The following is a 23,130-nucleotide window of genomic DNA, read 5'->3' on the forward strand; positions in this document are numbered from 1 at the left end:
CGGCGCCCTCCCGTCCCCGTGGCGGGAGGGCGCCGCCGGTTCAGCGCCCCCGCGCCGGCTCGTGCAGCAGGGCGGGCAGCTCGCGGAGCGCGGTGAGCGCCCGGCCGGCCCAGGTCGGGTCGCCGTCGTGGTGTTCGGTGGTCCGGACCACCGTCATGCCGACCGCCGCGGCGCCGGCCAACTCACCGTCGGCGCCGTCGCCGACGAAGACGCAGTCGGCCGGATCGACGCCGAGGCGTTCGGCCGCCAGCCGGTAGATCGCCGGGTCCGGCTTGGCCAGGCCCACGTCGCAGGAGAAGACCGCCACGTCGAACCGGCGGGCCAGGTCGGTCGCCGGCCACGCCTCGGCGGTCTCCGCGGTGGCGTTGCTGACCAGCCCGATCCGGTGACCGTCGGCGCGCAGCGCGTCCAGCACCGCGACGCTCGACGACGGGACGCCGGCCAGCAGCCGCCCGGCCAGGTCCCGGCGGTGCGCGGCCGCCCGGGCCACCTGCTCCTCGGTGGGCGCGCCGCCGAGCCGCCGGGCCAGGACGCGTACGGTCTCCGCGGCGTCCCAGCCGGTCATCCGGTCCCGCCAGGTGGCGTGGTACGCCTCGACCAGCGCGGCCGGCTCCACCCCCACCATCAGCGCCATCTCACCGACCACCCGGTCCCGCTCGGGGTCCCCACCGGGCACCAGGGTGTGGAACAGGTCGAAGATCACCGGTCGCGGCACGGTCCAGACTCTAACGGGGCCGGTGACCCGGCGGACGCCGAAAGGGCCGGCCTCCCCGCTCGGGGGAGACCGGCCCTGTGCGCTCGGTCAGGAGCTGTAACCGCGGCCGGCGATCCAGTTGGCCAGCTCGGTCACGTCCATCCAGTACGTCGGCTCGTTCGGGCTGGCCGGGTCGGCGATCAGCACCGTGTTGCCGTCGTCCTTGTACTCCACCACGGTCAGGTAGTGACCGGGGTAGCTGTGCTCGACACCGTCGATGTCCAGCGCGCCGCCCAGGATGTTGGCGACGACCGGCCGATCCTGGTCGACGGCTGCCTTGACGTCGGCCCGCAGGCGCTCGACCTGCTCCCTGGTGGCCACGTCGTCCCGGATCTCGGTGGTCTTGTACTTGCCACCGGTGTACTCGTTGAGCACCCGGGTGATGTCGATGGCCGAGTCGGTGCCGTTCTCGGTGGTGCCCAGCTTGGTGGCCAGCTCGTCCTGGCTGACCTCCTTGCCCTCGGCCGACAGCGCGATCCGGGTCGAGGCCGGGCCGCAGTAGAAGAAGTTCGGCTGCGCCTCGTACTCGTAGCCGGCGCTGCGCTCACCCTTGCCCTTGAGGGCGGTCGACGGGGCGGCCTGCGCCGCGACGGCCGGACCCACCACGGTCCCGCCGCACATCACCAGGCCGGCGACGGACAGCATGCTCTTACGGAAGATCGAGTTCATGTCGAAGCTCCATTCGGGGGTTGACGTCCCCGCGGTACGGAGACGCGGCACCGGGAGTGGCGCTCGGCGTGCTCTCGGGGGATCTGAGGTGCGCTCCAGGGCGCGGCCCCGCTCGCTCACCGGGGGCGGCGGGCCTGCCGCCCGCTCGCTCGTATCGCTCGTACGGAAGGTGCAACGGACCGCTGCCGGCCCCGATTTCCGCAGGTGGCGGCCGTCACGGTTTAACCGGACACCCGGCGCGGGCGGGTCGCCGGCGCGGTGACGGGCGGGTCAGATGGTGCCGGTGGGAAGGCTGCCGAGAAGGCGGGTCACGGCGATCTCGATGACGACGCGCTGCGGATTCGGACGCGGGGTGCGATAGCGGGCGGCGTACCGCCGTTCGGCCTCGGCCACCGACTCCGGGTCGCGGCGCAGCACCGCCCGGCCCTCCACGGTCAACCACCAGCGGCCGTCGAGGTGGCAGACCGCCACCGGTGTGCCCGCCGCCCCGGCCGCGGCGACGTGCCGGGCCTTGGCCGAGGCGCCCGAGGTGATCACCCGGGCCAGGCCGGTGTCCGCGTCGAAGGTGACCCCCACGGGTACGACGTGCGGGGTGCCGTCCGCGCGCAGGGTGGTCAGCGTGGCGAGATGCCGGTCCCGGAAGAACCGGGCGACCCGCTCGTCGTGTGGGTCCAGCCGGTGGTCGCCCGCCATGTGCCGTCCTCGGTGCCCTCGTGCGGGCCGACCGCCGGCCCCGCGCCGATCATGACACGGGGCGGTGCTCCCGGCCCGGGCCCGGCGGGGAGTCCGACCGGTCGGGCAGCGCGCGCTGCGCGGCCCGGTGCTTCGCCGCCAGCCGGCCCAGGTAGATCAGCGCTCCGGCCAACACACCCATGTCGTCCAGGTAGATCGGGTCGGGAAGCACGTCCACCGGCAGGATCGTGTAGATCAGCGCGCCGTAGAAGGCGACCTTGCCGCCGACCCCGAGCGCGCCCAGCATGCGGCGGGTGCGGACCACCCGGACGGCGAGCAGCACCGCCCCGACCAGCGTCGCCAGCGCGGCGACGGCGGCGAGCACGACGAGTATCCAGGCTTCACGGGACACGACGTCACGCTAACCGAGCCGGGCCAGCTCCGCCTTCTCGGCCGACCTGTCGATCGGTGACGGCGGTCGGGTGTCGGGTCGGGTCAGTACGCCGGAACGGCCGCCCGCCCCCGGGCCACCGGGGTCAGCTCACGGGTGCTCTCGGCCGCCCGCGTGGACGCCGGCAGCTCACGGGTGGCCTCCGGGCCGGTCAGGTCCACGATGGACAGCTCCGGCCGCGCCTCGGTGACCGGGCGGGTCGCCGCGTACGCCTCGTCGCGCAGGCTCCGTGCGGCGGCGGCGGCCAGCTCGGCGGCCCGCCAGGCGGCCTGCTCCCGCTCCCGGGCGGCCTCCTGCCGTCCCCGGAGGTTGTCCCGGACCAGCCGGCGCAGCAGCAGCTCCTGCTCGACCGGGTGCCGGCGCGGATCCCAGCCCCGGTGGCCGAGGATGTCGCTGAGCTGCTGCACGGTGATCTCCTTGCGCCACTGGGCGTCCAGCGCCGCCCGGTGCAGCCAGCGCTCCCGGTCCACGTACTCGGCGGGGGTCCGGGCGGTCCGGGGCAGGGGCAGCGCCGCGGCGGCGGCCAGCCGGCGGACGTCCTCCTCCGCCGCCTCGTACGCCCGCCACGCCTCCTCGACCTCCTCCTGGGCGGCCAGCCACTCGGCCCGGCGCCGCTCGGCGGTCGCCGCGGCCCGGGACGCGGCCACCGCCACCTCCTGCGCGTACCGGGACTGCTCCCGCGCGTGCTCGCGGGCCTGGGCGGCCAGCTCGATGCTGCTCGGCCGGGCGGCCTCGCTGATCCGCTCGCCGAACACCGACCGGAACCGGTTCGGGCGGACGATCAGGGCGGCGACCACGATCGCCGCCACGGCCAGCAGGGCCAACCAGATCACGGCGGCTCGGGGAACGTCGGGCAGGACGGTGGAGAAGACGGTCTGCATCACCAGCACCTCGTGGTGGAACGGTCGGAGTCAACGGTCGGGGCCCGGTGGGCGGGCGGTGGGTCGCGGCCGGAACGCGACGGGGTGCGCGGCGGGCGCGGTCGAACGGCGCCGGAACGAACCCGAAGGGGCGGCGGGTCAGGCGCGCGGCGGACCGCGGCGGGCGATGGCGGCCCGGCCGGGGTCGGCGGCGACCACGACGTCCGGGCCCGCGACCGGTGCGGCGGCGTCGGCCGTGACCCGGCGCGGCGGCCCGGCCGGAGCCGGCGCGGTGAGCGGGTGCCGGACGGGCGAGTCCGCGGCCGGCGCGGCGGCGGGCCGGACGCCGGACCCCTCCGCGACCCGGCGGTCGGCCGGGCCGAGGTCGACGGCGGCGGACGCGTCGATCCGGATGTCGACGGCGGAGAACGCGTGGATCTGGAGGTCGACGGCGGAGAGCGCGTCGGTCCGGAGGTCGACGGCGGAGAGCGCGTCGGTCCGGAGGTCGACGGCGGAGAGCGCGTCGGTCCGGAGGTCGACGGCCGGGCGGGCCGTCGCGGCGGGGTGGGGATCGGCGGCCGCGATGGCGGCCGGGCCGGTGAGCCCGGCGATGAGCGCCAGGGCGGTCACCGCCGTGCGGGCGATCCTGCGCAGCGTGGCCGTCCAGAGGGACGAGGCGAACGCTACGGGCAGCACCGTTTCAACCTATCGGTCAGGTCCGCATCGTGCAGCTCGACGATCTTCCCGGTCGACGTGACCCGCCCCACCATTCGCTGTGGACGGATCCTGTCCGCCGGTTCGGCGGACGGGCGGCGCCCCGGCCGGACGCGAACGGCGCGCGCCCCGTGGACGCGAACGGCGCGGCGCCCCGGTGGGGACGCCGCGCCGTCGTGAGCCAGCGGTCAGTTGCCGCCGAGCACCGGCGGCGGGGCCGCCTCGCCGTCGGACCAGACCATCTCGTCCTCGGTCAGCCAGGTCAGCCGGCCCTCGGACTCGTCGTCCTCGCCGCCGCGTGCGCCCAGCACACCGTTGCGGCCGGCCATGGCGGGCCGCCCGGTCGCGCCGCTCTTGCCGGTGGAGCGGCTCTCCGTCTCGACCGTCACGCCGCGCCCGGAGGCGAGGCGGCCGGTGCCGGCGGCCGACCGGTTCTCGGCGCCGATCCCGCCGCCCCGGCCGGAGGTCGCCGAGCCGCCGCCCGAGCCGGCCAGCGACCCGGTGCCGCTCAGCACGCCGGGCATGCCGTAGAGCGAGCCGCCGCCCCCGCCGGACGGCAGGGTCGGGTTGGCGCCGCCGAGCCCGGGGCCCGCCAGGCCGGTGGTCGGGCCGGTGGCGGTCAGCGGGCCGGCTCCGGCGAGCGAGCTGCCGGTCGGCTCGACCGTGCCGCCCGCACCGATGGTGCCCGGGCTGCCCGCGCCGGGCTGGCCGCCCGTCGTGCCGTCGCCCGGCGTGCCACCGCCGACCGTGCCGCTGCCCGGTGCGGTGTGGTGCACGCCCGAGGTGGTGGCGGTGGCGTTCGCCGCGGGGCCGAAACTGCCGACGCCCGGCCCGGCCGACGGCGTGCTCACCGACGGGCCGCTGCGCAGCGTCGGGTCCGTCGGGTCGCTGTGGCCCGGGAGCTCCGTGTTCGCCGGCTCCGGCACGACGATCCGGCCGTAGGCCGAGAAGTCGTAGCCCTCGGCCAGCTTGGCGACGACCTGCACCATCCGCTGGTGCGCCTTCTCCTGCTCGGCCTTGTCCTGCTCATGGCCGACGAGGCCGCCGACCAGCGCGCCCGGCACACCGCCGACCAGGAAGCCCTTGCCGGCGCCGGAGAGCAGCTTGTCGTTGTCGTCGGTCTCCTCGGGGCTCTCCGCCTTCGCCTGGGCGGTGCGCAGCTCGCTGGCCATCATGTCGAGCCCCTGTCGGATGCCCGTCATGCCCTCGGCCAGGTTGCCGGAGTAGTCGGCGACCAGGTTGAGCCGGCGGTGGAACTCCCGGGCGGCGTCGCCCGTCCAGGTCTTCAGCAGCGCGTCCAGGTCGCCGGTCAGGTCGCGGCCGAGGTCGTCGAGGGTGCCCTTCAGCGACGTCCACTGGGCGCTCAGCCCGTCGATCTGCTTCGGGTCGCCGGCGTTGACGCCCTGGTAGAGCTCCTTGTGGCTGACGTGCTCGTAGCGCTGGGTGTATTCAGACACGCGGATCCTCTCCCTTCGGCTTCATCGCCTCGGTCAGCCCGGAGAGGGCGGCGGCGATGTCGGCCGCGGCGGCGGCGTTGCGTGCCTCGGCGGTCTTGTAGTTGGTCATGATCGTCTTGGTGGCCTTCTGGGCGGCCACGATCGCCCGCCGCAACCGCTCGACGTGGTTGACGTAGCTCTGGTGCGTCTCGGAGTAGCGACGGGAGTTGTCGGTGGCGTCGGTGAACGTGCCGAGTGCCGGCGGCCGGCACTGCATCTCGGTGTTGAGCTTCTTCAACACCGACTCCGCCTCGCTCAGCCGGCGCTCGAGCCGCTGGTGGAAGTCCTCCAAGGACAGTACGTCCACTGTCGTGCGCCCGGTCATGGCTGCATCCCCGTAGTCATCGTCGAGAACCGTTGGCCACGTTCAGGTTAGTCGACCCGGGCCAACCGGGGCGACCCGTCATTCACCCCTATCCACTTCGGACCGTGTCCGCCCCGCTCATCCACCCTGCGCGGGGGCCGTGTCGTCGCCCGGTCCGGGTGTCGCGTCGCCCCCCGGCACCGCACCCGGATCGAACTGGCTCATCGCGTCCTCGCGCTCCAGGGTCGGCCCGGTCGGCACCAGCGCCAGCAGGGACGCGGGCACCGCGAGCGGCGTCACGTCGCCGTACCCCAGGGCGCTCTTGGCGTCGCCGGAGGCGGTGCCGAGCGGGTAACGGACGCCCTGCGCGGTGATCAGGTAGACCGTCGAGCCGGCCGCCGCCTTGCCGGTCTCCCCGGCGGTGGCCTGCACCAGCACGCCCTTGCCGCCGGGCAGCAGCACGCTCTCGGCGGTCCGGACCGCGTCCCGGTCGCTCTGCCGCGCCGCCACGCCGGTCGCCGCGGTCAGCTCGGCCGGCGGCTGGTCGAAGACCTCCAGCGTGGTGGTCGGCTGGCCGGTCGGCCCGGAGCGGTACGTGGCGCAGAGCACCGTCCGCCCGGCGCGGACCTCGTGCAGGGTGGGCAGCCGGTCCGGCAGGCCCTCGGCCTCCAGCCGCTGGTCGGTGAGGAGCTGACCGGCCTGGTCCGGCGTGATGTCGGTGACCTGGCCGCCGCCGCCGAGCAGCAGCAGCGCGGTGACCTCCCGGATCGCCACCAGGCCCTGCTTGGCCAGCACGTAGTACTGGCCGGCGGCCCGGTAGACCTGCCCGACCCGGGCCGGACGGTCGCCCACCGTCAGCCCGCTCGGGCCGCCCTCCCCGTCGATGGTCGGCTTGCGCAGCGCCGGGCCGACCGGCACCGCGTTGAGCAGCTGCTGCCCGACCGTCAGGGTGGCCGCCCCGGCCATCTTCAACGCCACCAGCGCCTGCTCGTCACCGACCACCCGCAGCCGCGCACCGCCGGTGAGCAGGTAGCGCGCGTCGTTCAGCTTGACCAGGACCGCGCGGTCGGTGAGCGGGGTGCCGCCGGGCAGCGGCCGGTCGATCACCAGGCGGGTGGTGGAGCGCTCCGGGTCGTTCGCGTCGGGCACGTCGCACACCGACCAGGGGAGGCCGACCAGCGACTTCCGGTCCGGCACGGCGTCCGGGGCGCCCACGATGCCGACCGCCCGGCCCCGCGGCCGGTCCTTGATCGAGGCCTGGGACATGGTGCGGACCGGCGCACCGGCGTCGTTGAGGATGAGCCGCGCCGAGGCGTAGTTGAGCGTCGGGTGCAGCACCTTGTCGTCGGTGAAGACGTACGTCGCCCCGGTCTCCCGCTCGATCACCAGCGTGTTCGGCTCCAGCGGGGCGGAGTTGCTGGTGAACTGCCCGTACGCCCCCGCGCCGCCGAGCACGACGGCGGCCGCGATGACGCTGCCGAACACCGCCATGCCGAGGCGCCGCATCGGCAGGTCGTTGGTCTCCGGGTCGCCGGAGAGCAGCGCCGAGACGATCCGGCGGGTGACGAAGCGGTACGCCTGCACCTGATCGCGGCGGGTCCGCATGACTAACCTCCGGCAGGGGTGGGTCCGCGGCGATCAGGTCCGAACTCCGCCGCGGGCTTCCCTACGATAAGGGGCCGTCGACGGTTCACCGGGACCCCGCCCGCCCCCCGGCGACGCACCGCACCGGCGGATGCCCAGGATGTCCAGAAGGGACGCTCACCGATGACCCAGGTCCAGGCGCCACCCGGTCGTACGGCCACCGCCTCCGCCGTGCCGGCGGACCGACCGGTCACCCCGGCCGACCGGCGCCGGCGCGGCCGGCTCGGCCCGGTCGTCGTCGGCCAGCTCGTGGTGCTGGAGTGCGCCGCTCTCGCCGTCTGGTTCGCCACCGGCGGTCCGTCCTGGCTGCTCGCCGCCGTCGCCGCGCTGGCGCTGCTGGCCGTGGTGGCCGCCTTCGCCCGGCGCGGCGGCCGCTGGTGGTACGAGGACCTGACGCTCCGCCGCCGGCTGCGCCGCCGCCGGAACGCGGCCCGGGGTGCGGCGCCGGCCGGCGACCCCCGGTTGGCCGCGCTCGCCCCGGAGCTGTCCGTCGTCGAGCTGACCGAACGCGGCACCCGGCTCGGCATCGGCCAGGACGACCGGGGCTGGTTCGCCGCCGTCGCGCTGACCGGCCGGCCCGGCACCCCGGCCGGGTCGATCGAGGCGGCGCTGGTGGACCGGGCGCTCGCGGTGCTCGCCGACTTCAGCGGGCCGGTCACCCAGACGCAGGTCGTCTCGCACACCCTGGTCTGGTATCCGGCGCCGGGCGCGCCCCCGGCCGCGCACCGCACGGTCTGGGTGGCGCTGCGCCTGTCGGTCGCCGACGCCCGCGCCGAGACGGTGAGTCGGGGCGGCGGCATGCACGGCGTGCACCGCACGGTCGCGGCCGGCGTCGGCCGGCTCGGCAAGGCGCTCAACGCCGCCGGCCTCGGTCACCGGGTGCTCGGCCGGGACGAGCTGCACGCGGCGGTGGTCTCCGGCGCCGGGCTCGACCTGGCCCCGGAGCCACCGGTGGAGAGCTGGAGCAGCCTGCGCGGCGGCGGCTGGACCCAGCGTTGCCTGGCGCTGCGGGTCCGTCCCGGCGGCTCGCTGGGCGCGCTGGTGGACGCGGTGACGGCCACCTCCGCCCCCTCGCACACGGTCGCGGCCGTGGTGCTCCCCGGCGGTCGGCAGCTTCCGCCGCTGCTGCGGGTGGCGGCCATGGACGGTCACGCCGAGGCGCTGGTGAAGGCGGTCCGGGACGTGGCCCGCCGCTCGGGCGTGCCGACCCGCCCGCTGGACGGGCAGCACGGCCCGGCCGTCTACGCCACGGCGCCGGTGGGCACCGCGATGGGCACCGTCACGGTCGAAGGTTGACGATCCAGCCGTAGAGGCCGCACACCCAGACGGCCAGCGGCACCAGGGCGACGATCAGCAGGATCTCGACGATGTCGAGGGTGCGGCCCCAGACCGGCGAGATCCGCTTGCCCGCCACGGTGAGCCCGTAGATCAGGCTGATCACGGCGACCACCAGCAGGCCACCCAGGATCATCCCGAGTCGGACCGGGAGCGGGTTGGCGCCGAAGGTGGCCGCGGCGGCCAGCCCGAGGCCGAGGGTGCCGGCGAGGAGCACCGGGGTGCGCTGGGCGCGACCGAGGAACGGGCGGGCCCGCAGCAGCGCCAGCAGGGCCAGCACCAGGCAGAGCAGCACCGCCGGCAGGCGGCCGTTGTCGGCGAGCACCACCTCGCCGCCGAGGACCAGCACCGAGACCGTCCAGAGCAGACCGGTGAGGAACGCGTCGGCGCGCTCGCTGTTGCGCAGCACCTGCGGGCCGTCCACCGACTCGGTGTCGCTCTTCAGGTCGTCGGGGCCGGTCGGGATCGACGGCACCGGCAGCCGGGCCAGCCGGTAGGAGATCATGGGCAGCGCCGGCAGGGCGCCGAACGCCACCGTCGCCACCACCGCGGCGGCGGCCGCCGCCCCCATGTCGAAGGCCAGGCAGAGGGCCGCGCCGAAGCCGACCGCCACGCCCACCCCGACGGCGCCGAGGAAGAGCGGCAGCCGGTCCCCGACGGCCAGCGCGGCGACCGCTCCGAAGAGCACCACCGCGGTCGCGGCGAGCAGCACGTGGGGGCTGGCCAGCTCGGCGAGCGGCCGGTCCCCGGCGAGGACCAGCAGGCCGCCGATCGCGGCGTAGCCGAGGCCGCCCATGGCCAGCACGGCGCCGGTCCGGCTGTCACCGGCCGCCCGGGAGAGCACCGCGGCGCTGACCAGCAGCGCGACCGCCACCACCAGCGCGGCGAGCGCGCCGGGCAGCTGCGGTGGCCCGGCGAACAGTGTGGCCGCCGCGCCGGCCGCCAGCGCGGCCCCGGCGAGGAGCACCGAGAACGCCCGGGTGGTGCCGACCTGCCAGGCGCCGGCCCGCTGGTTGGTCGACGTGGCGACCGCGTCCACCACGTCGTCGAAGACGATCTCGGGCGCGGCGGCGGCGCGCGGGTTGAAGTAGAGCACCTCGCCGTCGCGGACGCCGAGCTGCGCGGCGGTGCGGCCGCCGTCGAGCGGCTGCCCGCCGAGCCGGGACAGGCTCCAGCCGCCGTGCCGTACGCCCTCGTCGGCGAGATCCTCGCCGGCGTAACGCAGCAGCGTCGGCAGCAGGTCGGCCAGCGGCACGTCGGACGGCAACGCCAGATCCATCCTGGTCCGCGGCGCCACGATGGTGATCCGGCTCAGTCCGCCGGTCGCCGTTTTCGTCGCCACAGTGGCCTCCTCGTGCTCGCCTACGATCCACCTCGGCCGCCCGCGCCGCCCCCGTGGGTCCACGGCGCCTCCGGGAGATTACCTACGATGGCGGTCGCACAGGTTGCCCACCCGACGACTCGGGTGCGTCGGCCGATGACGAGCAGGGCCGCTTCTGGGGAGGAGACAGCCGTGAGCACGGTGGTGTTCCGCCGGCTTCCGCGTCAACCGGGGCCCGCGCTGCCGCGCGGGGAGGTGCTGCTGGAGTCCCCGCCCGAGCTGCCGGAGCCGCAGGCCAAGGGCATGGGTCAGGTGCTGATGATCCTGCCGATGCTCTGTGGCGTCGGCGCGATGGCCTTCCTCTACGCCGGCCGCGGCGGCGGCATGATGACGTACGTGGCCGGCGGCCTGTTCGGCGTGTCGATGCTGGGCATGGCGGTCGGCACGCTCGGCAACGGCGGCAACGACAAGGCCGAGCTGAACGCCCAGCGGCGCGACTACATGCGCTACCTGGCCCAGATGCGCAAGCGCACCCGGCGCGCCGCGGAGCAGCAGCGCGCCGCGATGACGTGGCGGCACCCGGAGCCGGACGCGCTCTGGTCGGTCGCCGCCTCGCGCCGGCTGTGGGAGCGGCGGATCACCGAGGACGACTTCGGCGAGGTGCGGATCGCGCTCGGCCCGCAGCGGTTGGCCGTGGAGATCGTGCCGCCGGAGACCAAGCCGGTGGAGGACCTGGAGCCGATGAGCGCTATCGCGCTGCGCCGGTTCGTGCGGGCCCACTCCAGCGTGCCGGACCTGCCCACCGCGCTGTCGCTGCGCGCGTTCAGCCGGATCGCGCTGCGCGGCGACCGGGAGCCGGTGCTCGACCTGGCCCGGGCCGCGCTGGGCCAGCTGGTCACCTTCCACGCGCCGGACGACCTCCTGGTGGCCGTGGTGGCCGCGCCGGACCGGCAGCCGGTGTGGGACTGGGTGAAGTGGTTGCCGCACGCCCAGCACCCGGGGCGTACGGACGCGGCGGGCGCCCGCCGGATGGTCTTCGCCAGCCTGGCCGAGGCGGAGGCGGCGCTCGCCAACGAGCTGGGCGGGAGGCCCCGGTTCGCCCCGGAGGCGAAGCCGCTCACCACGGCGCCGCACCTCGTGGTGGTGCTCGACGGCGGCGAGGTGTCGTCGACCTGCGCGCTGATGGGTCCGGGCCTGCTCGGCGCCACGGTGATCGACCTCTCCGGCACGGTGCCCCGCGACGCGGGCCGCTGGCTGCTCTGCCTGGACACCGGCAACGGCAGCGGGCTCGACCTGGTCCGCGGCACGGCCACCTCCCGGCTGGGCCGGCCGGACCGGCTCACCATGGCGGCGGCCGAGGGGCTGGCCCGGCAGATCGCCCCCTACCGGCTCTCCCAGCAGCAGGGCGCCAGCACCGAGGAGCCGCTGGCCCGCAGCATGGAGCTGCCGGACCTGCTCGGCATCGGCGACGCGGCCACCGTGGACACCCAGCAGACCTGGCGGCCGCGCAGCCACCGGGACCGGCTGCGCATCCCGCTCGGCGTCGGACCGGACGGCAACGTGGTCGAGCTGGACTTCAAGGAGTCCGCGCACGAGGGCATGGGCCCGCACGGCCTGGTCATCGGCGCGACCGGTTCCGGCAAGAGCGAGCTCCTGCGTACGGTCGTCGGGGCGCTGGCCGTGACCCACTCGTCGGAGGAGCTCAACTTCGTCCTGGTCGACTTCAAGGGCGGCGCCACCTTCGCCTCGCTGGACGCGCTGCCGCACACCAGCGCGGTCATCACCAACCTGTCCGACGAGCTGCCGCTGGTCGACCGGATGCGGGACGCGCTGGCCGGCGAGATGAACCGCCGCCAGGAGGTGCTGCGGGCGGCCGGCAACTACGTCTCGCGCTACGACTACGAGAAGGCCCGGGCCGCGGGCGAGCCGCTGGAGCCGATGCCCAGCCTGCTCATCATCTGTGACGAGTTCTCCGAGCTGCTCGCCGCGAAGCCCGACTTCATCGACCTCTTCGTGATGATCGGCCGGCTCGGCCGGTCGCTCGGCGTCCACCTGCTGCTGGCCTCCCAGCGGCTGGAGGAGGGCAAGCTGCGCGGCCTCGACACCCACCTGTCGTACCGGATCGGCCTGCGCACCTTCTCGGCGGTGGAGAGCCGGATCGTGCTCGGCGTGCCGGACGCGTACGAGCTGCCGAGCGCGCCCGGTCACGGCTACCTGAAGACCGACACCGCCACCATGCTCCGGTTCCGCGCCGCCTACGTCTCGGGCCCGTACCGCGCGCCGGGGCAGGTGCAGCGCTCGGTCCGGGCGCAGGTGCAGCGCCGGATCGTCCCGTACGGCATCGACTACGTGCCGGCGCCGGCCCTGCCGAGCCCGGCCGAGACCGCGCCCGAGCCGGAGCAGACCGGCGACGGCAAGGCCGTGGCGATGCTGGACGTGCTGATCGACCGCCTCAAGGGGCAGGGCCGCCCGGCGCACCAGGTCTGGCTGCCGCCGCTGGCCGAGCCGTCGGGCCTGGCCGAGCTGCTGCCGCCGCTGAGCGTGCACCCGACGTTCGGCCTGACCACCGCGAACTGGCCGGGGCGGGGCCGCCTCACCGTGCCGGTCGGCATCGTCGACCGCCCGTACGAGCAGCGCCGAGACCCGATGATGGTGGACCTGTCCGGTGCCGGCGGCAACGTGGTGATCGTCGGCGCCTCGCTGAGCGGCAAGAGCACCATGCTGCGCACGATGCTCGCCTCGCTGGCGCTCACCCACACCCCGCGCGAGGTGCAGTTCTTCTGCCTCGACTTCGGCGGTGGCGCGCTGCGCAGCCTGGACGGGCTGCCGCACACCGCCGGGGTGGCCGGGCGGCGCGACGTCGAGGCGGTCCGCCGGACCGTGGCCGAGGTGGTCGCCGTCATCGACGAGCGGGAGAACCGGTTCACCCAGCACGGCATCGACTCGGTGGCCAGCTACCGCCGGCGGCGGGCGGCCGGTGAGTTCGCCGACGACCCGTTCGGCGACGTCTTCCTCGTGGTCGACGGCTGGAACACGCTGCGCCAGGAGTACGAGGAGCTGGAGCAGACCATCACCAACCTGGCCAACCGCGGGCTCGGTTTCGGCGTACACGTGGTGGTCACCGCCGTGCGGTGGGCGGAGATCCGGATCAACATGCGGGACCTGCTCGGCACGAAGCTGGAGCTGCGGCTCGGCGACCCGGCGGAGTCGGAGATCGACCGGCGGGCCGCGCAGAACGTGCCGGGCGGCACGCCCGGTCGCGGCCTGACCCGCGACAAGCTGCACTTCCTCACCGGCATCTCGCGGATCGACGGCAAGCGCGACATCGAGGACCTGACTGAGGCGTCGGTCGCCCTGGCCGGGCACGTCGCGGCCAACTGGCCGGGCCGCCCGGCGCCGAAGGTACGGCTGCTGCCGCGCAAGCTGACGGTCGCCGAGCTGGCGAAGGTGATCGACCGGTCGGCACCGGGCATCCCGATCGGCGTCAACGAGTCGGCGCTCGCCCCGGTCCACCTGGACCTGACGAGCGAGCCGCACCTGACCGTGTTCGGCGACGCCGAGTGCGGCAAGACCAACCTGCTGCGGCTGATCGCCCGGGGCATCGCCGAGCGGTACACCCCGGCCCAGGCCCGGCTGGTCATCGCCGACTACCGGCGCGGCCTGCTCGGTGCCGTGGAGGGCGACCACCTGCTCGACTACGCGCCGTCCAACCAGGTCTTCAGCCAGGGCCTCGGTTCGATCCGCAGCGCCCTGCAGAACCGGCTGCCGGGGCCGGACGTGACCACCGCGCAGCTGCGCGACCGGAGCTGGTGGAAGGGCCCGGAGCTCTACATCCTGGTGGACGACTACGACCTGGTCGCGTCCGGCGGCAACAACCCGCTCAGCGCCCTGCACGAGCTGCTGCCGCAGGCGCGGGACATCGGCCTGCACCTGATCATCACCCGCCGGGTGGGTGGTGTGGCCCGCGCCCTCTACGAGCCGGTGCTGCAACGCCTGCGCGAGCTGGACTCGCCGGGCCTGCTGATGTCCGGCAGCCGCGAGGAGGGTGCCGTCTTCGGCAACCTGCGGCCGAGCCCGCAACCGCCGGGCCGGGGCACCCTGGTGCGCCGGCGGGACGGCCAGCAGCTCATCCAGACCGCCTGGACGGAGCCCGCCTGACGGGGGCGGACGTCGGATGACCGGGTCCGGTAGCGTCGGCCCGACCGTCGATCTGAGGAGAGGACAGTCGTGAGCACCTCGTGGGGTTACGGCGGCGCGGGTGGCGCCGTGGAGAGCCTGCTGCGCCAGGCGCAGGAGCAGCAGCGCCGGCTGGCGGAGTTCCAGCAGCAGCGGGCCGAACTGCGGGTGACCGGGGAGAGCCCGGACGGCCTGGTCAAGGTGACGGTCGACGGTGACATGAAGGTCGGTGGCATCGACGTCAACGCCCGGGCCATGCGGCTGGACAGCTTCACCCTGGCCGAGTCGCTCCAGGCCGCGATCGACGCGGCGTACGCGGCGTTCGCCGAGCGGCAGCAGGAGCTGATGACCGAGATGCTCGGCGGCTCGGACCTGGTCCGTCGGGCGCAGGCGGGCAACCTCACCCCGGAGGACTGGTTCCGCCAGTTCGGGGTGGACCTGACCGACCCGACCCGCGGCCTGCGCCGCTGACCAGGGAGGAGACGCGGTGGCGAACAAGGTCGACGTCGACGCGATCCGCAAGGCGAGCAAGAAGCTCGACGCTCCGGACGGCCCGATCCAGTACCTGCGCAACGTGCAGTCGCTGCTGGAGAGCGTGAAGCTGCCGGACGGCGCGCTGACCCTCTTCGGCGGCGCGACCGTGCAGGCGCACAACGCCTCGGTGGACGGTCACCTCAAGAACGTCAAGACGGGCATCGAGCACCTGCACAAGGCGGCCGAGCAGCTCGAGCAGACCGCCAAGAACTGGGAGAAGTCGGACCAGCCCTGGGTGGTCAAGTGACCGGCCGGGTGGACGGGGAGAGCAGCTGATGTCGGAGATCCTGATCGCCAACGCGGCCGGGACGGTGACCGGCACGCACACGGTCGCCGCCGCGACGGCGCCGGTGCGCGGCCTGCTGCCGGCGGCCCGGGCCAACTGGATGTGGCTGGTGTTCGCCGGGGCGCTGGGCGCCGCCATCGCCTACCTGGAGACGTTCGACAACGACGAGGTCAACAAGTCCATCAAGGAGTGGGGCGACGCGGCGCGGCTGCTCGGCGGCGACCAGTTCGGCGCGGCGCTGGAGCAGGTCCCGCCGTCGGACGCCGAGTGGGACTTCGACGACCGGGACGCGTTCGACCTCTTCCTCCGCAAGCTCGGGGCCGAGATCAACTCGCTGGCCGAGGCGTTCAACGCCAACAAGGACACCCTGACCTCCGCCCGGGACGCCTTCAACGACGCGGTGAACGCGCTGGTCGACGCGCTCATCCCGATCCTCATCGCGGTGATCGCGTCGGTGGCCCTCCAGGCGTTCCCGCCGACCGCGCCCATCGCCGAGGCGATCGGCGTGGCCGGGATGGTGGCGAGCGCCGCGATCCTGGCGCTGGTCTTCGGTGACATCAGTGCGGTCTTCTCTGCCGTCATGGCCGGCTTCCAGGGCAACGACAGGTTCGCCTTCGTGTCGGACTCCCGGCCCGGCTGGGCGGCCACCGGTCAGGACCCGGACATCAAGGACATCAAGATCGACTGGGTGCAGGACTCCAAGTTCTACCAGTGACGGGGGAAGGGGGTCCGCGGTGACCTTGGCGCTCTTCGTGTACTTCCTGGTGACCGTGCCGGTGTTTCTCGGGCTGGCGCTGGTCGCCCAGCTGTCCCGCGCCGCCTGGGCGAAGCGGGCCGCCGAAGTGGTGTTGCTCACCGGGGTCGCGGCGCTGATCCCGGTGCTGCTCGACCGGGCGCTCGACAAGCCGGTGCTCTGGCTGTTCGTGGCGCTGCTGGTGGTGGTGCTGGTCTTCGGCGTGGTGATGCACGTGAGGTCGTATCGACGACCGTCCTGAGCGGCGGCTGGCGCCCGTGACCGTCCACGTCGTACGGTCTGACGCCGGACGGCGTTGTGCGCCATGGGGAAGCAGGGCTGCGCGGATTGGACGTCGTCCGCTACGGTTCGATTGAAGTGTCCGTCGGTGGGGTGCGTACGCCTTGCCGCGGGGGAGGGCGCGGCGGATCCGCCGCCACAGAGATGACGGAAGGGTGTGAAGCATGGCGTTCGAGGTCAGTGCAGCGAGCCTGCACACCGCCGCGAGTGACGTGCGGTCCACGCGCAGCGACGTCGACGGTGAGCTCAAGAAGCTGTGGAATGTCGTCGACGACCTGGCCATGGCCTGGAAGGGCGGCGCGTCCACGGGTTTCCAGAACCTGATGCTGCGTTGGAACGAGGACACGAACAAGCTGCTGACGGCGATGGACAACATCGCCGACCTGCTTGACAAGTCCGGCACGACGCACCAGGTCAACGACGAAGAGCAGCAGCAGATGCTGGACAAGTTCCACTCTGCTCTCAACCCGTGATCCGCGAAGACAGGCAGAGGAGGAATCGATGAGCATCAAGGTTGACTACGCTGTCCTCGAGAGCAGCAACCAGCAGATGCAGGCCATCTCGCGGACCATCGACGAGAAGCTGGACACGCTGCGCTCGATGCTGAGCAAGCTCGAGTGGGAGGGCCAGGACCGCGTGGCCTACGAGCAGCACCAGGCTCAGTGGGACGCCGCCGTGCGGGACATCAACAAGGTCCTGAACGAGATCGGCGGCGCGGTGGGCATCGCGCGCGAGAACTACATGACCACCGAGATGAGCAACTCGAAGGTCTGGGGCTGACCCGACCGATCCGCTGCGGCTCCGCTCCGGCTCACGCCGGGGTCGGGGCCGTGGTGCTTTTCCGGGCCCAAGGTCCGGGCTCCGGCCCGGCGTCGACCGGACGCGGCCGGCAGGTCCGGGCTTCGGCCCGGCGCCGAGCGGACGCAGCCGTTCAGGCGTCCTGCGGCGCGCTCCGGCGGCCGGGCCGCCAGCCGCGCCGGCGGCCCCGCACGAGGATCGGCCGCAGCGCCAGCAGGGCTCCGGCCAGCACCGCGCCGATCACGGCGGCCCAGATCGCCACGGTGCGCTGCCAGGCCAGCGGATCGTCGTGGGGCGCGGGCGCCGGCATCGCACCCAGCGGCGGGTCGCTGCGGGTGCCCAGCAGGCTGGTCACCGCCCGGTACGGGTTGACCACCCCGTAGCCGACCAGCGCGTTGTGCCCGTCGGGCGGGTTGTCGGCGGTGCGGGTGAGCCGGAACGCCACGTCCTTCGGGCTGAGGTCCGGGTGCGCGGCGCGCACCAGCGCGGCGACGCCGGAGACGTAGCCGGTGGCGAAGCTGGTGCCGCCCTGCGGCTCGGCCCGGTAGCCGGGGCCCTGCGGGGCCGGGCCGACGATGTTCAGCCCGGGCGCCGCGATGTCCACATAGTCGCCGGTGACCGAGCTGCCGACGTGCCCGCCGCTCTCGTCCACCCCGGCGACCGCGATGACCCCTGGATACGAGGCCGGGTACGCCGGCTGGTCCTGCTGGTTCTCCTGCCGGTTGCCGGCGGCGGCCACCAGGATCACGTTCTTGCCGAGCGCGTAGTCGACGGCCTGCCGCAGCGCCGGGTCGTCGAGCGTCACCAGGGAGAGATTGATCACGTCGGCGCCGTGGTCGGCCGCCCACCTGATGGCCTTGCCGATCTCGGCGGGGATCGACTCGTCGAAGGCCTTCTGGTTGTCGGCCAGCACACGGACCGGCAGGATCTTGGCCTCCGGCGCGATCCCGGTGTACGGCGTGCCGGTGCCCTCCCGGCCGGCGATGATGCCCGCGATCAGGGTGCCGTGGCCGACCAGGTCGCACTGGCCGCCGAGCTTGACCAGGTGGTTGAAGTCCTCCCCGGGGAGCACCCGGCCGCGCAGCAGCGGGTGGGTGGGGGAGACGCCGGAGTCGATGACGGCGACGGTGACACCCTGCCCCTTGGTGACCCGCCAGGCCGCGGCCGGGTCGAGCCGGTTGAGCGCCCAGGGCGCCTCGGTCGGGGCGGGGCCGCCGGGCGGGCCGCACTTCGGGGCCGCCACGGCGGGCGCGGGCACCGCCAGGACTCCGCCGAGCAGGGCGGCGACCGCCGCCCCGGAGAGGACGGATCGGATCCGGTGTCCGGTCCGGACGCGCTCCGTCGTCCCGTCCGGCCGCAAGCTGTCGCGCACGCGGTGAGATTACCGTCGCCGCGCCGTCCGTGCGGTGACGGGCGTACGCGAGGCGCGGTCAGCTCTCGGCGGCCGGCTCCGCCAGCGGCTCGGCGGTGAAGAGGGCGAGCAGGGCACCCACCTGCTGGTCGGCCTCGGCCGGGTGCCGGAAGTGCCCGGCCGCGTTGATCGTGTACTCGTTGCGCCGGCCCACCCGGGTGCGTCGGAGGTAGCCACCGGCTTCCAGGTCGGCGACGATCGCCTGGGCGGCCCGTTCGGTGACCCCCACCTCGTCGGCCACGTCCCGGAGCCGGGCGGTGGGATTGCGGGCGATGGCCAAAAGCACGTGCCCGTGGTTGGTGAGGAAGGTCCAGTTCCGGCCGCTGCCTCTCGCACCCGGTGTCGTCGCCATGATGGTCATCGTATGGGTCCCGCGTTTCCCGGTCCTGTCGAGGCGGCTGCCCGGGGCCGCCGTCAAGGTCCGCGCAACGTATGAAATGCGTATCACGTAAATCTTGACGTACCTTTGGCTGCATGTGACCGTGGGTGCCGAGGCCGCCTCCGTCGCCAGCCGGCTGACCAGGGCGTTTTCGCGCGAGGACGAGGTGAGGACCAGTGTCGCCGACCACTCCCGAGCAGGCGCTCGCCGAGCTCTACGCCGGTAACCACCGGTTCGTCACCGGCGTACCGCGCCATCCGAATCAGGACGCCGGGCACCGGACGGTGGTCGCCGACGGCCAGCACCCGTTCGCCGTGATCGTCGGCTGCTCCGACTCCCGGCTCGCCGCCGAGATCATCTTCGACCGGGGCCTCGGTGATCTCTTCGTGGTCCGCACCGCCGGCCACACCGCCGGCCCCGAGGTGCTCGGCAGCGTCGAATACGCGGTGACCGTGCTGGGCACCCCGCTCGTGGTGGTGCTCGGCCACGACTCGTGCGGCGCCGTCCAGGCCGCCCGCGAGGCGGTCCGCACCGGCACGTCGCCGTCCGGGCATCTCGGCGCGGTGGTGGACGCCGTCGCGCCCAGCCTGCTCCGGGCCGGCCGGGAGGGCGTCGAGGACCTCGACGGGATCGTCGACGTCCACATCGCGCAGACCGTGGAGGCGCTGCTGGCCCGGTCCACCGTCCTCGCCGACGCGGTGGCCGCCGGGCGCTGCATGGTGGTCGGCCTGTCGTACCGGCTCAGCGCCGGCGAGGTGCGCACGGTGGCGCAGGCCCCGGCCGCCGCCCCGGTGCCGGCCCCGGCCGCGCCCGTGGACCCGGCGCTCGCCGGCTGACCCACCGCCCGACAACGTCGAAGGGGCCGGCCCGCGCATCGCGGGCCGGCCCCTTTCGGCGTACGCCGTCAGAGCAGCGACATGTGCACGTGGTCGGTGTGGTCGGAGGGCCCGCTGTAGGACTTCCAGCCGGTGGCCGGGAACCAGATCTGCCGGTTCCAGATCACGTAGTAGATGCCCAGCCGGTCGGCGTTGCGGATGAGGAAGGCGGCGACGTTGTTGCCGTACATCCGCTGGTCCTTGGTGCGCCACGAGGAGAAGCCGCTCTTCTGCAGCGACCAGTCGCAGGCCCGGCCCTTCGGGTGCTCGAACGGCCCGCCGTTCCGGTGGCAGCCCACGAAGCGGTTGAAGCCGGCCCGCTTGACCTCCTTGTACGCGTGCAGGGTGCGCGGGGTGACACAGCCCGACGTGGTCGGGTCGTTCTCGCTGCACGACTCCGGCTTCCAGTCGCCGTCGGAGGTGCGGCCCGGGCCGATCCGGGCGACCGGCGAGGTGGCCGAGACCAGGCCGCCGGTGAAGCCGATCCCGCCGACCAGCTTCAGCGCCTTCTCCGTCTCGGCCTTCTCGCGGGCCATCGCGTTCTTCTGCTTCTCCTGCTCGCGCACCTCGACGTCGAGCGCGATCTTGGCCTGCTCGGCGCGGGTCTTTGCGGCGTTGATGGCGGCGAGCTTCTGCGAGTTCAGCAGGTTCAGCTCGTCCAGGGCGGCCGCCCGCCGGACGAACGAGTCCGGGGTGTTGCTCTCCATCAGCATGGCCATGGCGCCGATCCGGCCGGTCCGGTAGGACTGCGCGGCGATCTGGGCCACCTGCGGGCTCAGCGCGTCGAGTTCGCTCTGTGCCGCCTTCACCTCCAGGGCGAGCTGGAGCTGGCGCTTGCGCGACTTGTCCAGCTTCGACTTGGCCTGAAGGTAGGCCCGGTTGGCGGCGTCGATGGCCTCGGTGATGAGGGGGTCGTCCTCTTCCTCGGAGTGCCCCGAGGGAGTGGGGGTGCTCGGAGCGGCCGTCGCCGGGGTCGGACCCACCAGCACGGTGAGCGCGGCCAGCATGGCCACCACGGGGGTGAGCCAGCGGCGCAGGGGTGCCGTCACAGTGTTCCCTTCCGTCGGCCGCCGACCGGGTTAGCTGACGGGTTCGGGACGGAAGTGGTCCCTACCGCTCGCGCGGATTCACCCCATGTACCTGGTTCCCCGGTTCGCCCGCGGGCGATTGGGCGGCGGCACCGCTGGCGCCGGTGCGCGCCTTCGGCGGTGACCGGCAGCGAGGTTACCCGAGAGTCCTACCGCTGTTCTACGTCCGGAAGCCGACCAATAGCGAGAATTCGTCCTCGCCCTGCGTGACCAGCATCGCGTTTGAGATCCGCCGTCACGCTGCGGAGTGTCACGATGCGGCCTCCGTGCTCCCGGCCCGCCGGACCGCCCGCCGGCGCGGGCCCTCGCAGGCCCGGCCCGGTGGCCGAACCGGTCAGCCCAGGCCGGCGCGACGGCGGCGGTACTCCTCCTCGTCGATCTCCCCGCGGGCGTACCGCTCGTCGAGGATGCGACGGGCCGAGGACGGCAGGGCCCCCGCGGGATATCCGGTGAGCCGGAACACCAGCCAGACCAGTCCCAGCAGCACCAGCAGTCCCAGCAACGACCAGGTCCACATCCAGCCCATCATCGGGCCGTTCCACATCATCTCGGCCGCCCTCCGATCGGGTGTCCTGAGGGTCGGCCGGTCCGGTGCCGTCACCGGCGCCGGTCCCGGTCGCCACCTCGAACGTACGTCGGCGGGGGATTCGCCGCGCCGGGCCGATGGACCCGACGCGGGGGCCGAACGTCCCGGTCAGCCGCGCTTCATGAGGCGGCCGACGGCGGCCATCATCTCGGTGGCCATCTCGTCGGCACGGCCCTCGGCGGCGCCCTCGTGCATGCAGTGCCGGGCGTGCCCGTCGAGCAGGCCGAGGCCGACCTTGTCCAGCGCGGCCTGGATGGCGGAGATCTGGGTCAGCACGTCGATGCAGTAGCGGTCGTCCTCGACCATCTTCTCGATGCCGCGGACCTGGCCCTCGATACGGCGGAGCCGCGCGAGGAGCTGGTCCTTGCTGGCGGTGTAGCCCCGGGTCGGGGTCGTCGGTGCGGTCATGACGTCGAGGATACCGTACCCCTCGGGGGTATGGTACGGTCCTCTCAGTAGCCGATACCCCCACCGGGTAACGGTAACGACAGCGGCGGAAGGGAAGATTCGCGATGGTCACCACCACGTACCAGGTTCAGGGCATGACCTGCGGGCACTGCGTCAACTCGGTCAGCACCGAGGTGAGCGCGCTGCCGGGCGTCACCGACGTCCAGGTCGACCTGGCCTCCGGCCGGGTCACCGTCACCAGTGAGAGCCCGTTGGACACGGACACCGTCCGCGCCGCCGTCGACGAGGCCGGTTACGACCTCGTCGGGGCGTGACGGGTCCGCGGACCCGAAGGAACCGAGGTACCCCATGAACACGGCGACGAAGCTGAGCGGCTTCGCCCTCGGGCTCGCGGCGGTGTTCGGCACGGCGTACGGGGTCGGCCACCTGGCCGGCCCCGTCACCCCGGCCGCCGAGACCCGCCACGACGCCACCGACGCCGGCCACGACTCCGGCGGAACCGACCACGGTGACGGGGGCCACGCCGCCACCGCCACCGCCCACCTGCCCGGCGGGCTGCTCGTCTCCGACCGCGGCTACACGCTCCAGCCCGTGACCGCCCCCACGGGCGAGTTCGCCTTCCGGATCACCGGCCCCGACGGCCGGCCCGTCACCCGCTACGACGTGGCGCACGACAAGCGCATGCACCTGATCGTCGCCCGCCGCGACCTCTCCGGCTTCCGGCACGTCCACCCGGAACTGGCCGCCGACGGCACCTGGCGGGTCGCCTCGCCGCTCGCCGGGCCCGGCGTCTGGCGGGCGTTCGCCGACTTCACCCCGACCGGCGGCGAGCCGCTCACCCTCGGGGTCGACGTCACCGTCCCCGGCGCGCTGGAACACCGGCCGCTCCCGGCGCCGGTGACCAGCACCACGGTCGACGGCTACACGGTCACCCTCGCCGGCGCCCCGCAGCCCGGCCGGACCAGCCGGCTCACCCTGGCCGTCAGCAGGGACGGCCGGCCCGTCACCGACCTCCAGCCCTACCTCGGGGCGTACGGGCACCTGGTGGCGCTGCGCCAGGGCGACCTCGCGTACCTGCACGTGCACCCGGAGGGCGCGCCCGGCGACGGGCGGACCCCGGCCGGGCCGGCGGTGACGTTCGCCGCCGAGGTGCCCTCGGCCGGCGCGTACCGTCTCTACCTGGACTTCCGGCACGGCGACGCGGTGCACACCGCGGAGTTCACCGTGCTGGCCGGGGACCAGGCCACCCCGGCGCCCGCCGCGCAGGCCCCCACGACCGCACCGACCCCGGACGCCGGCCACGGCGCCCCGGGGCACGGGCACAGTTGACCGGAGG

At 74.1% G+C, this 23,130-nt stretch carries 26 protein-coding genes and 1 riboswitch; of the genes, 11 read left to right on the forward strand and 15 right to left on the reverse strand.

The annotated features are described in order from the left end of the window. Positions 1-40: 40 nt before the first annotated feature. From ABZ452_RS08745 to eccB, 9 genes are all read right to left on the reverse strand, one after another. Complete coding sequence (locus tag ABZ452_RS08745) at positions 41-715, reverse strand: HAD-IA family hydrolase (RefSeq protein WP_357940441.1); 675 nt, start codon at positions 713-715, stop codon at positions 41-43. An 87-nt stretch (positions 716-802) separates the two neighbouring features. Then, complete coding sequence (locus tag ABZ452_RS08750) at positions 803-1,423, reverse strand: C39 family peptidase (RefSeq protein ID WP_357940443.1); 621 nt, start codon at positions 1,421-1,423, stop codon at positions 803-805. Positions 1,424-1,693: 270 nt separating this feature from the next. Beyond that, positions 1,694-2,116, reverse strand: a complete 423-nt coding sequence (locus ABZ452_RS08755) for a TIGR03618 family F420-dependent PPOX class oxidoreductase (protein WP_357940445.1) — start codon at positions 2,114-2,116, stop codon at positions 1,694-1,696. A gap of 49 nt (positions 2,117-2,165) precedes the next feature. Next, positions 2,166-2,507, reverse strand: coding sequence for a YkvA family protein (locus ABZ452_RS08760; protein WP_357940447.1), 342 nt, complete (start codon positions 2,505-2,507; stop codon positions 2,166-2,168). Positions 2,508-2,590: 83 nt separating this feature from the next. Beyond that, positions 2,591-3,427 (reverse strand): hypothetical protein, encoded by an 837-nt coding sequence (locus ABZ452_RS08765; protein ID WP_357940449.1) that lies wholly within the window; start codon positions 3,425-3,427, stop codon positions 2,591-2,593. Between the two features lie 138 nt (positions 3,428-3,565). After that, positions 3,566-4,102 (reverse strand): hypothetical protein, encoded by a 537-nt coding sequence (locus ABZ452_RS08770; RefSeq protein WP_357940451.1) that lies wholly within the window; start codon positions 4,100-4,102, stop codon positions 3,566-3,568. Between the two features lie 206 nt (positions 4,103-4,308). After that, a complete protein-coding gene (locus ABZ452_RS08775; RefSeq protein ID WP_357940453.1) occupies positions 4,309-5,577 on the reverse strand; it encodes a WXG100 family type VII secretion target in 1,269 nt (422 codons plus the stop codon). Next, a complete protein-coding gene (locus tag ABZ452_RS08780) occupies positions 5,570-5,941 on the reverse strand; it encodes a hypothetical protein (RefSeq protein ID WP_357940455.1) in 372 nt (123 codons plus the stop codon). The genes ABZ452_RS08775 and ABZ452_RS08780 overlap by 8 nt, the downstream gene beginning before the upstream one ends. Before the next feature lie 117 nt (positions 5,942-6,058). Then, entirely contained in the window at positions 6,059-7,525 is a 1,467-nt protein-coding gene (gene eccB, locus ABZ452_RS08785) for a type VII secretion protein EccB (RefSeq protein WP_357940457.1), read from the reverse strand. Positions 7,526-7,687: 162 nt separating this feature from the next. On the opposite strand from eccB, the gene ABZ452_RS08790 reads away from it, so the two are divergent. Further along, on the forward strand, positions 7,688-8,860 hold the full coding sequence (locus ABZ452_RS08790) for a type VII secretion protein EccE (protein WP_357940459.1): 1,173 nt from the start codon (positions 7,688-7,690) through the stop codon (positions 8,858-8,860). Here ABZ452_RS08790 and eccD read toward each other — a convergent pair. Continuing rightward, the gene (gene eccD, locus ABZ452_RS08795) at positions 8,844-10,241 is read right to left on the reverse strand and encodes a type VII secretion integral membrane protein EccD (protein ID WP_357940461.1); all 1,398 of its coding nucleotides are present in this window, start codon (positions 10,239-10,241) and stop codon (positions 8,844-8,846) included. The genes ABZ452_RS08790 and eccD overlap by 17 nt on opposite strands. A gap of 171 nt (positions 10,242-10,412) precedes the next feature. Between eccD and eccCa the strand changes: the two genes are divergently transcribed. The 7 genes from eccCa (at position 10,413) to ABZ452_RS08830 (ending at position 17,029) form a co-directional block, all read left to right on the forward strand. Then, positions 10,413-14,378, forward strand: coding sequence for a type VII secretion protein EccCa (eccCa, locus tag ABZ452_RS08800; protein WP_357940463.1), 3,966 nt, complete (start codon positions 10,413-10,415; stop codon positions 14,376-14,378). A 69-nt stretch (positions 14,379-14,447) separates the two neighbouring features. After that, positions 14,448-14,867, forward strand: coding sequence for a YbaB/EbfC family nucleoid-associated protein (locus ABZ452_RS08805; RefSeq protein ID WP_357940465.1), 420 nt, complete (start codon positions 14,448-14,450; stop codon positions 14,865-14,867). 16 nt (positions 14,868-14,883) lie between these two features. Continuing rightward, a complete protein-coding gene (locus ABZ452_RS08810) occupies positions 14,884-15,177 on the forward strand; it encodes a hypothetical protein (protein ID WP_357940467.1) in 294 nt (97 codons plus the stop codon). A gap of 28 nt (positions 15,178-15,205) precedes the next feature. Beyond that, positions 15,206-15,931, forward strand: coding sequence for a hypothetical protein (locus ABZ452_RS08815; RefSeq protein WP_204341671.1), 726 nt, complete (start codon positions 15,206-15,208; stop codon positions 15,929-15,931). Positions 15,932-15,950: 19 nt separating this feature from the next. Next, positions 15,951-16,211, forward strand: coding sequence for a hypothetical protein (locus tag ABZ452_RS08820; RefSeq protein ID WP_357940470.1), 261 nt, complete (start codon positions 15,951-15,953; stop codon positions 16,209-16,211). Between the two features lie 202 nt (positions 16,212-16,413). Continuing rightward, complete coding sequence (locus tag ABZ452_RS08825) at positions 16,414-16,722, forward strand: WXG100 family type VII secretion target (RefSeq protein WP_151462501.1); 309 nt, start codon at positions 16,414-16,416, stop codon at positions 16,720-16,722. 28 nt (positions 16,723-16,750) lie between these two features. After that, positions 16,751-17,029, forward strand: a complete 279-nt coding sequence (locus tag ABZ452_RS08830; protein ID WP_355057391.1) for a WXG100 family type VII secretion target — start codon at positions 16,751-16,753, stop codon at positions 17,027-17,029. A 151-nt stretch (positions 17,030-17,180) separates the two neighbouring features. On the opposite strand, the gene mycP is transcribed toward ABZ452_RS08830, so the two are convergent. Together mycP and ABZ452_RS08840 are read right to left on the reverse strand one after the other, a co-directional pair. Continuing rightward, entirely contained in the window at positions 17,181-18,419 is a 1,239-nt protein-coding gene (gene mycP / locus ABZ452_RS08835; protein WP_357940472.1) for a type VII secretion-associated serine protease mycosin, read from the reverse strand. A 58-nt stretch (positions 18,420-18,477) separates the two neighbouring features. Beyond that, positions 18,478-18,819 (reverse strand): helix-turn-helix domain-containing protein, encoded by a 342-nt coding sequence (locus ABZ452_RS08840; protein WP_357940474.1) that lies wholly within the window; start codon positions 18,817-18,819, stop codon positions 18,478-18,480. A gap of 194 nt (positions 18,820-19,013) precedes the next feature. On the opposite strand from ABZ452_RS08840, the gene ABZ452_RS08845 reads away from it, so the two are divergent. Continuing rightward, positions 19,014-19,673: a carbonic anhydrase gene (locus ABZ452_RS08845; protein WP_357940476.1), complete on the forward strand. Its 660-nt coding sequence runs from the start codon at positions 19,014-19,016 to the stop codon at positions 19,671-19,673. Positions 19,674-19,741: 68 nt separating this feature from the next. Here ABZ452_RS08845 and ABZ452_RS08850 read toward each other — a convergent pair whose 3' ends face one another. From ABZ452_RS08850 to ABZ452_RS08860, 3 genes are all read right to left on the reverse strand, one after another. Then, complete coding sequence (locus tag ABZ452_RS08850) at positions 19,742-20,761, reverse strand: hypothetical protein (protein WP_357940478.1); 1,020 nt, start codon at positions 20,759-20,761, stop codon at positions 19,742-19,744. A 3-nt stretch (positions 20,762-20,764) separates the two neighbouring features. Continuing rightward, a riboswitch (cyclic di-AMP (ydaO/yuaA leader) is annotated at positions 20,765-20,896 on the reverse strand. Between the two features lie 238 nt (positions 20,897-21,134). Beyond that, the gene (locus tag ABZ452_RS08855) at positions 21,135-21,347 is read right to left on the reverse strand and encodes an SHOCT domain-containing protein (protein WP_357940480.1); all 213 of its coding nucleotides are present in this window, start codon (positions 21,345-21,347) and stop codon (positions 21,135-21,137) included. Between the two features lie 147 nt (positions 21,348-21,494). Continuing rightward, complete coding sequence (locus tag ABZ452_RS08860) at positions 21,495-21,794, reverse strand: metal-sensitive transcriptional regulator (RefSeq protein ID WP_046568942.1); 300 nt, start codon at positions 21,792-21,794, stop codon at positions 21,495-21,497. 104 nt (positions 21,795-21,898) lie between these two features. Between ABZ452_RS08860 and ABZ452_RS08865 the strand changes: the two genes are divergently transcribed. Next, on the forward strand, positions 21,899-22,108 hold the full coding sequence (locus ABZ452_RS08865; RefSeq protein WP_091314797.1) for a cation transporter: 210 nt from the start codon (positions 21,899-21,901) through the stop codon (positions 22,106-22,108). A gap of 34 nt (positions 22,109-22,142) precedes the next feature. Continuing rightward, on the forward strand, positions 22,143-23,123 hold the full coding sequence (locus ABZ452_RS08870; protein WP_357940482.1) for a hypothetical protein: 981 nt from the start codon (positions 22,143-22,145) through the stop codon (positions 23,121-23,123). Positions 23,124-23,130: the final 7 nt, after the last annotated feature.

Origin of the sequence: Micromonospora sp. NPDC005707 (assembly GCF_040631005.1) — a bacterium.
Lineage (GTDB): Bacteria > Actinomycetota > Actinomycetes > Mycobacteriales > Micromonosporaceae > Micromonospora.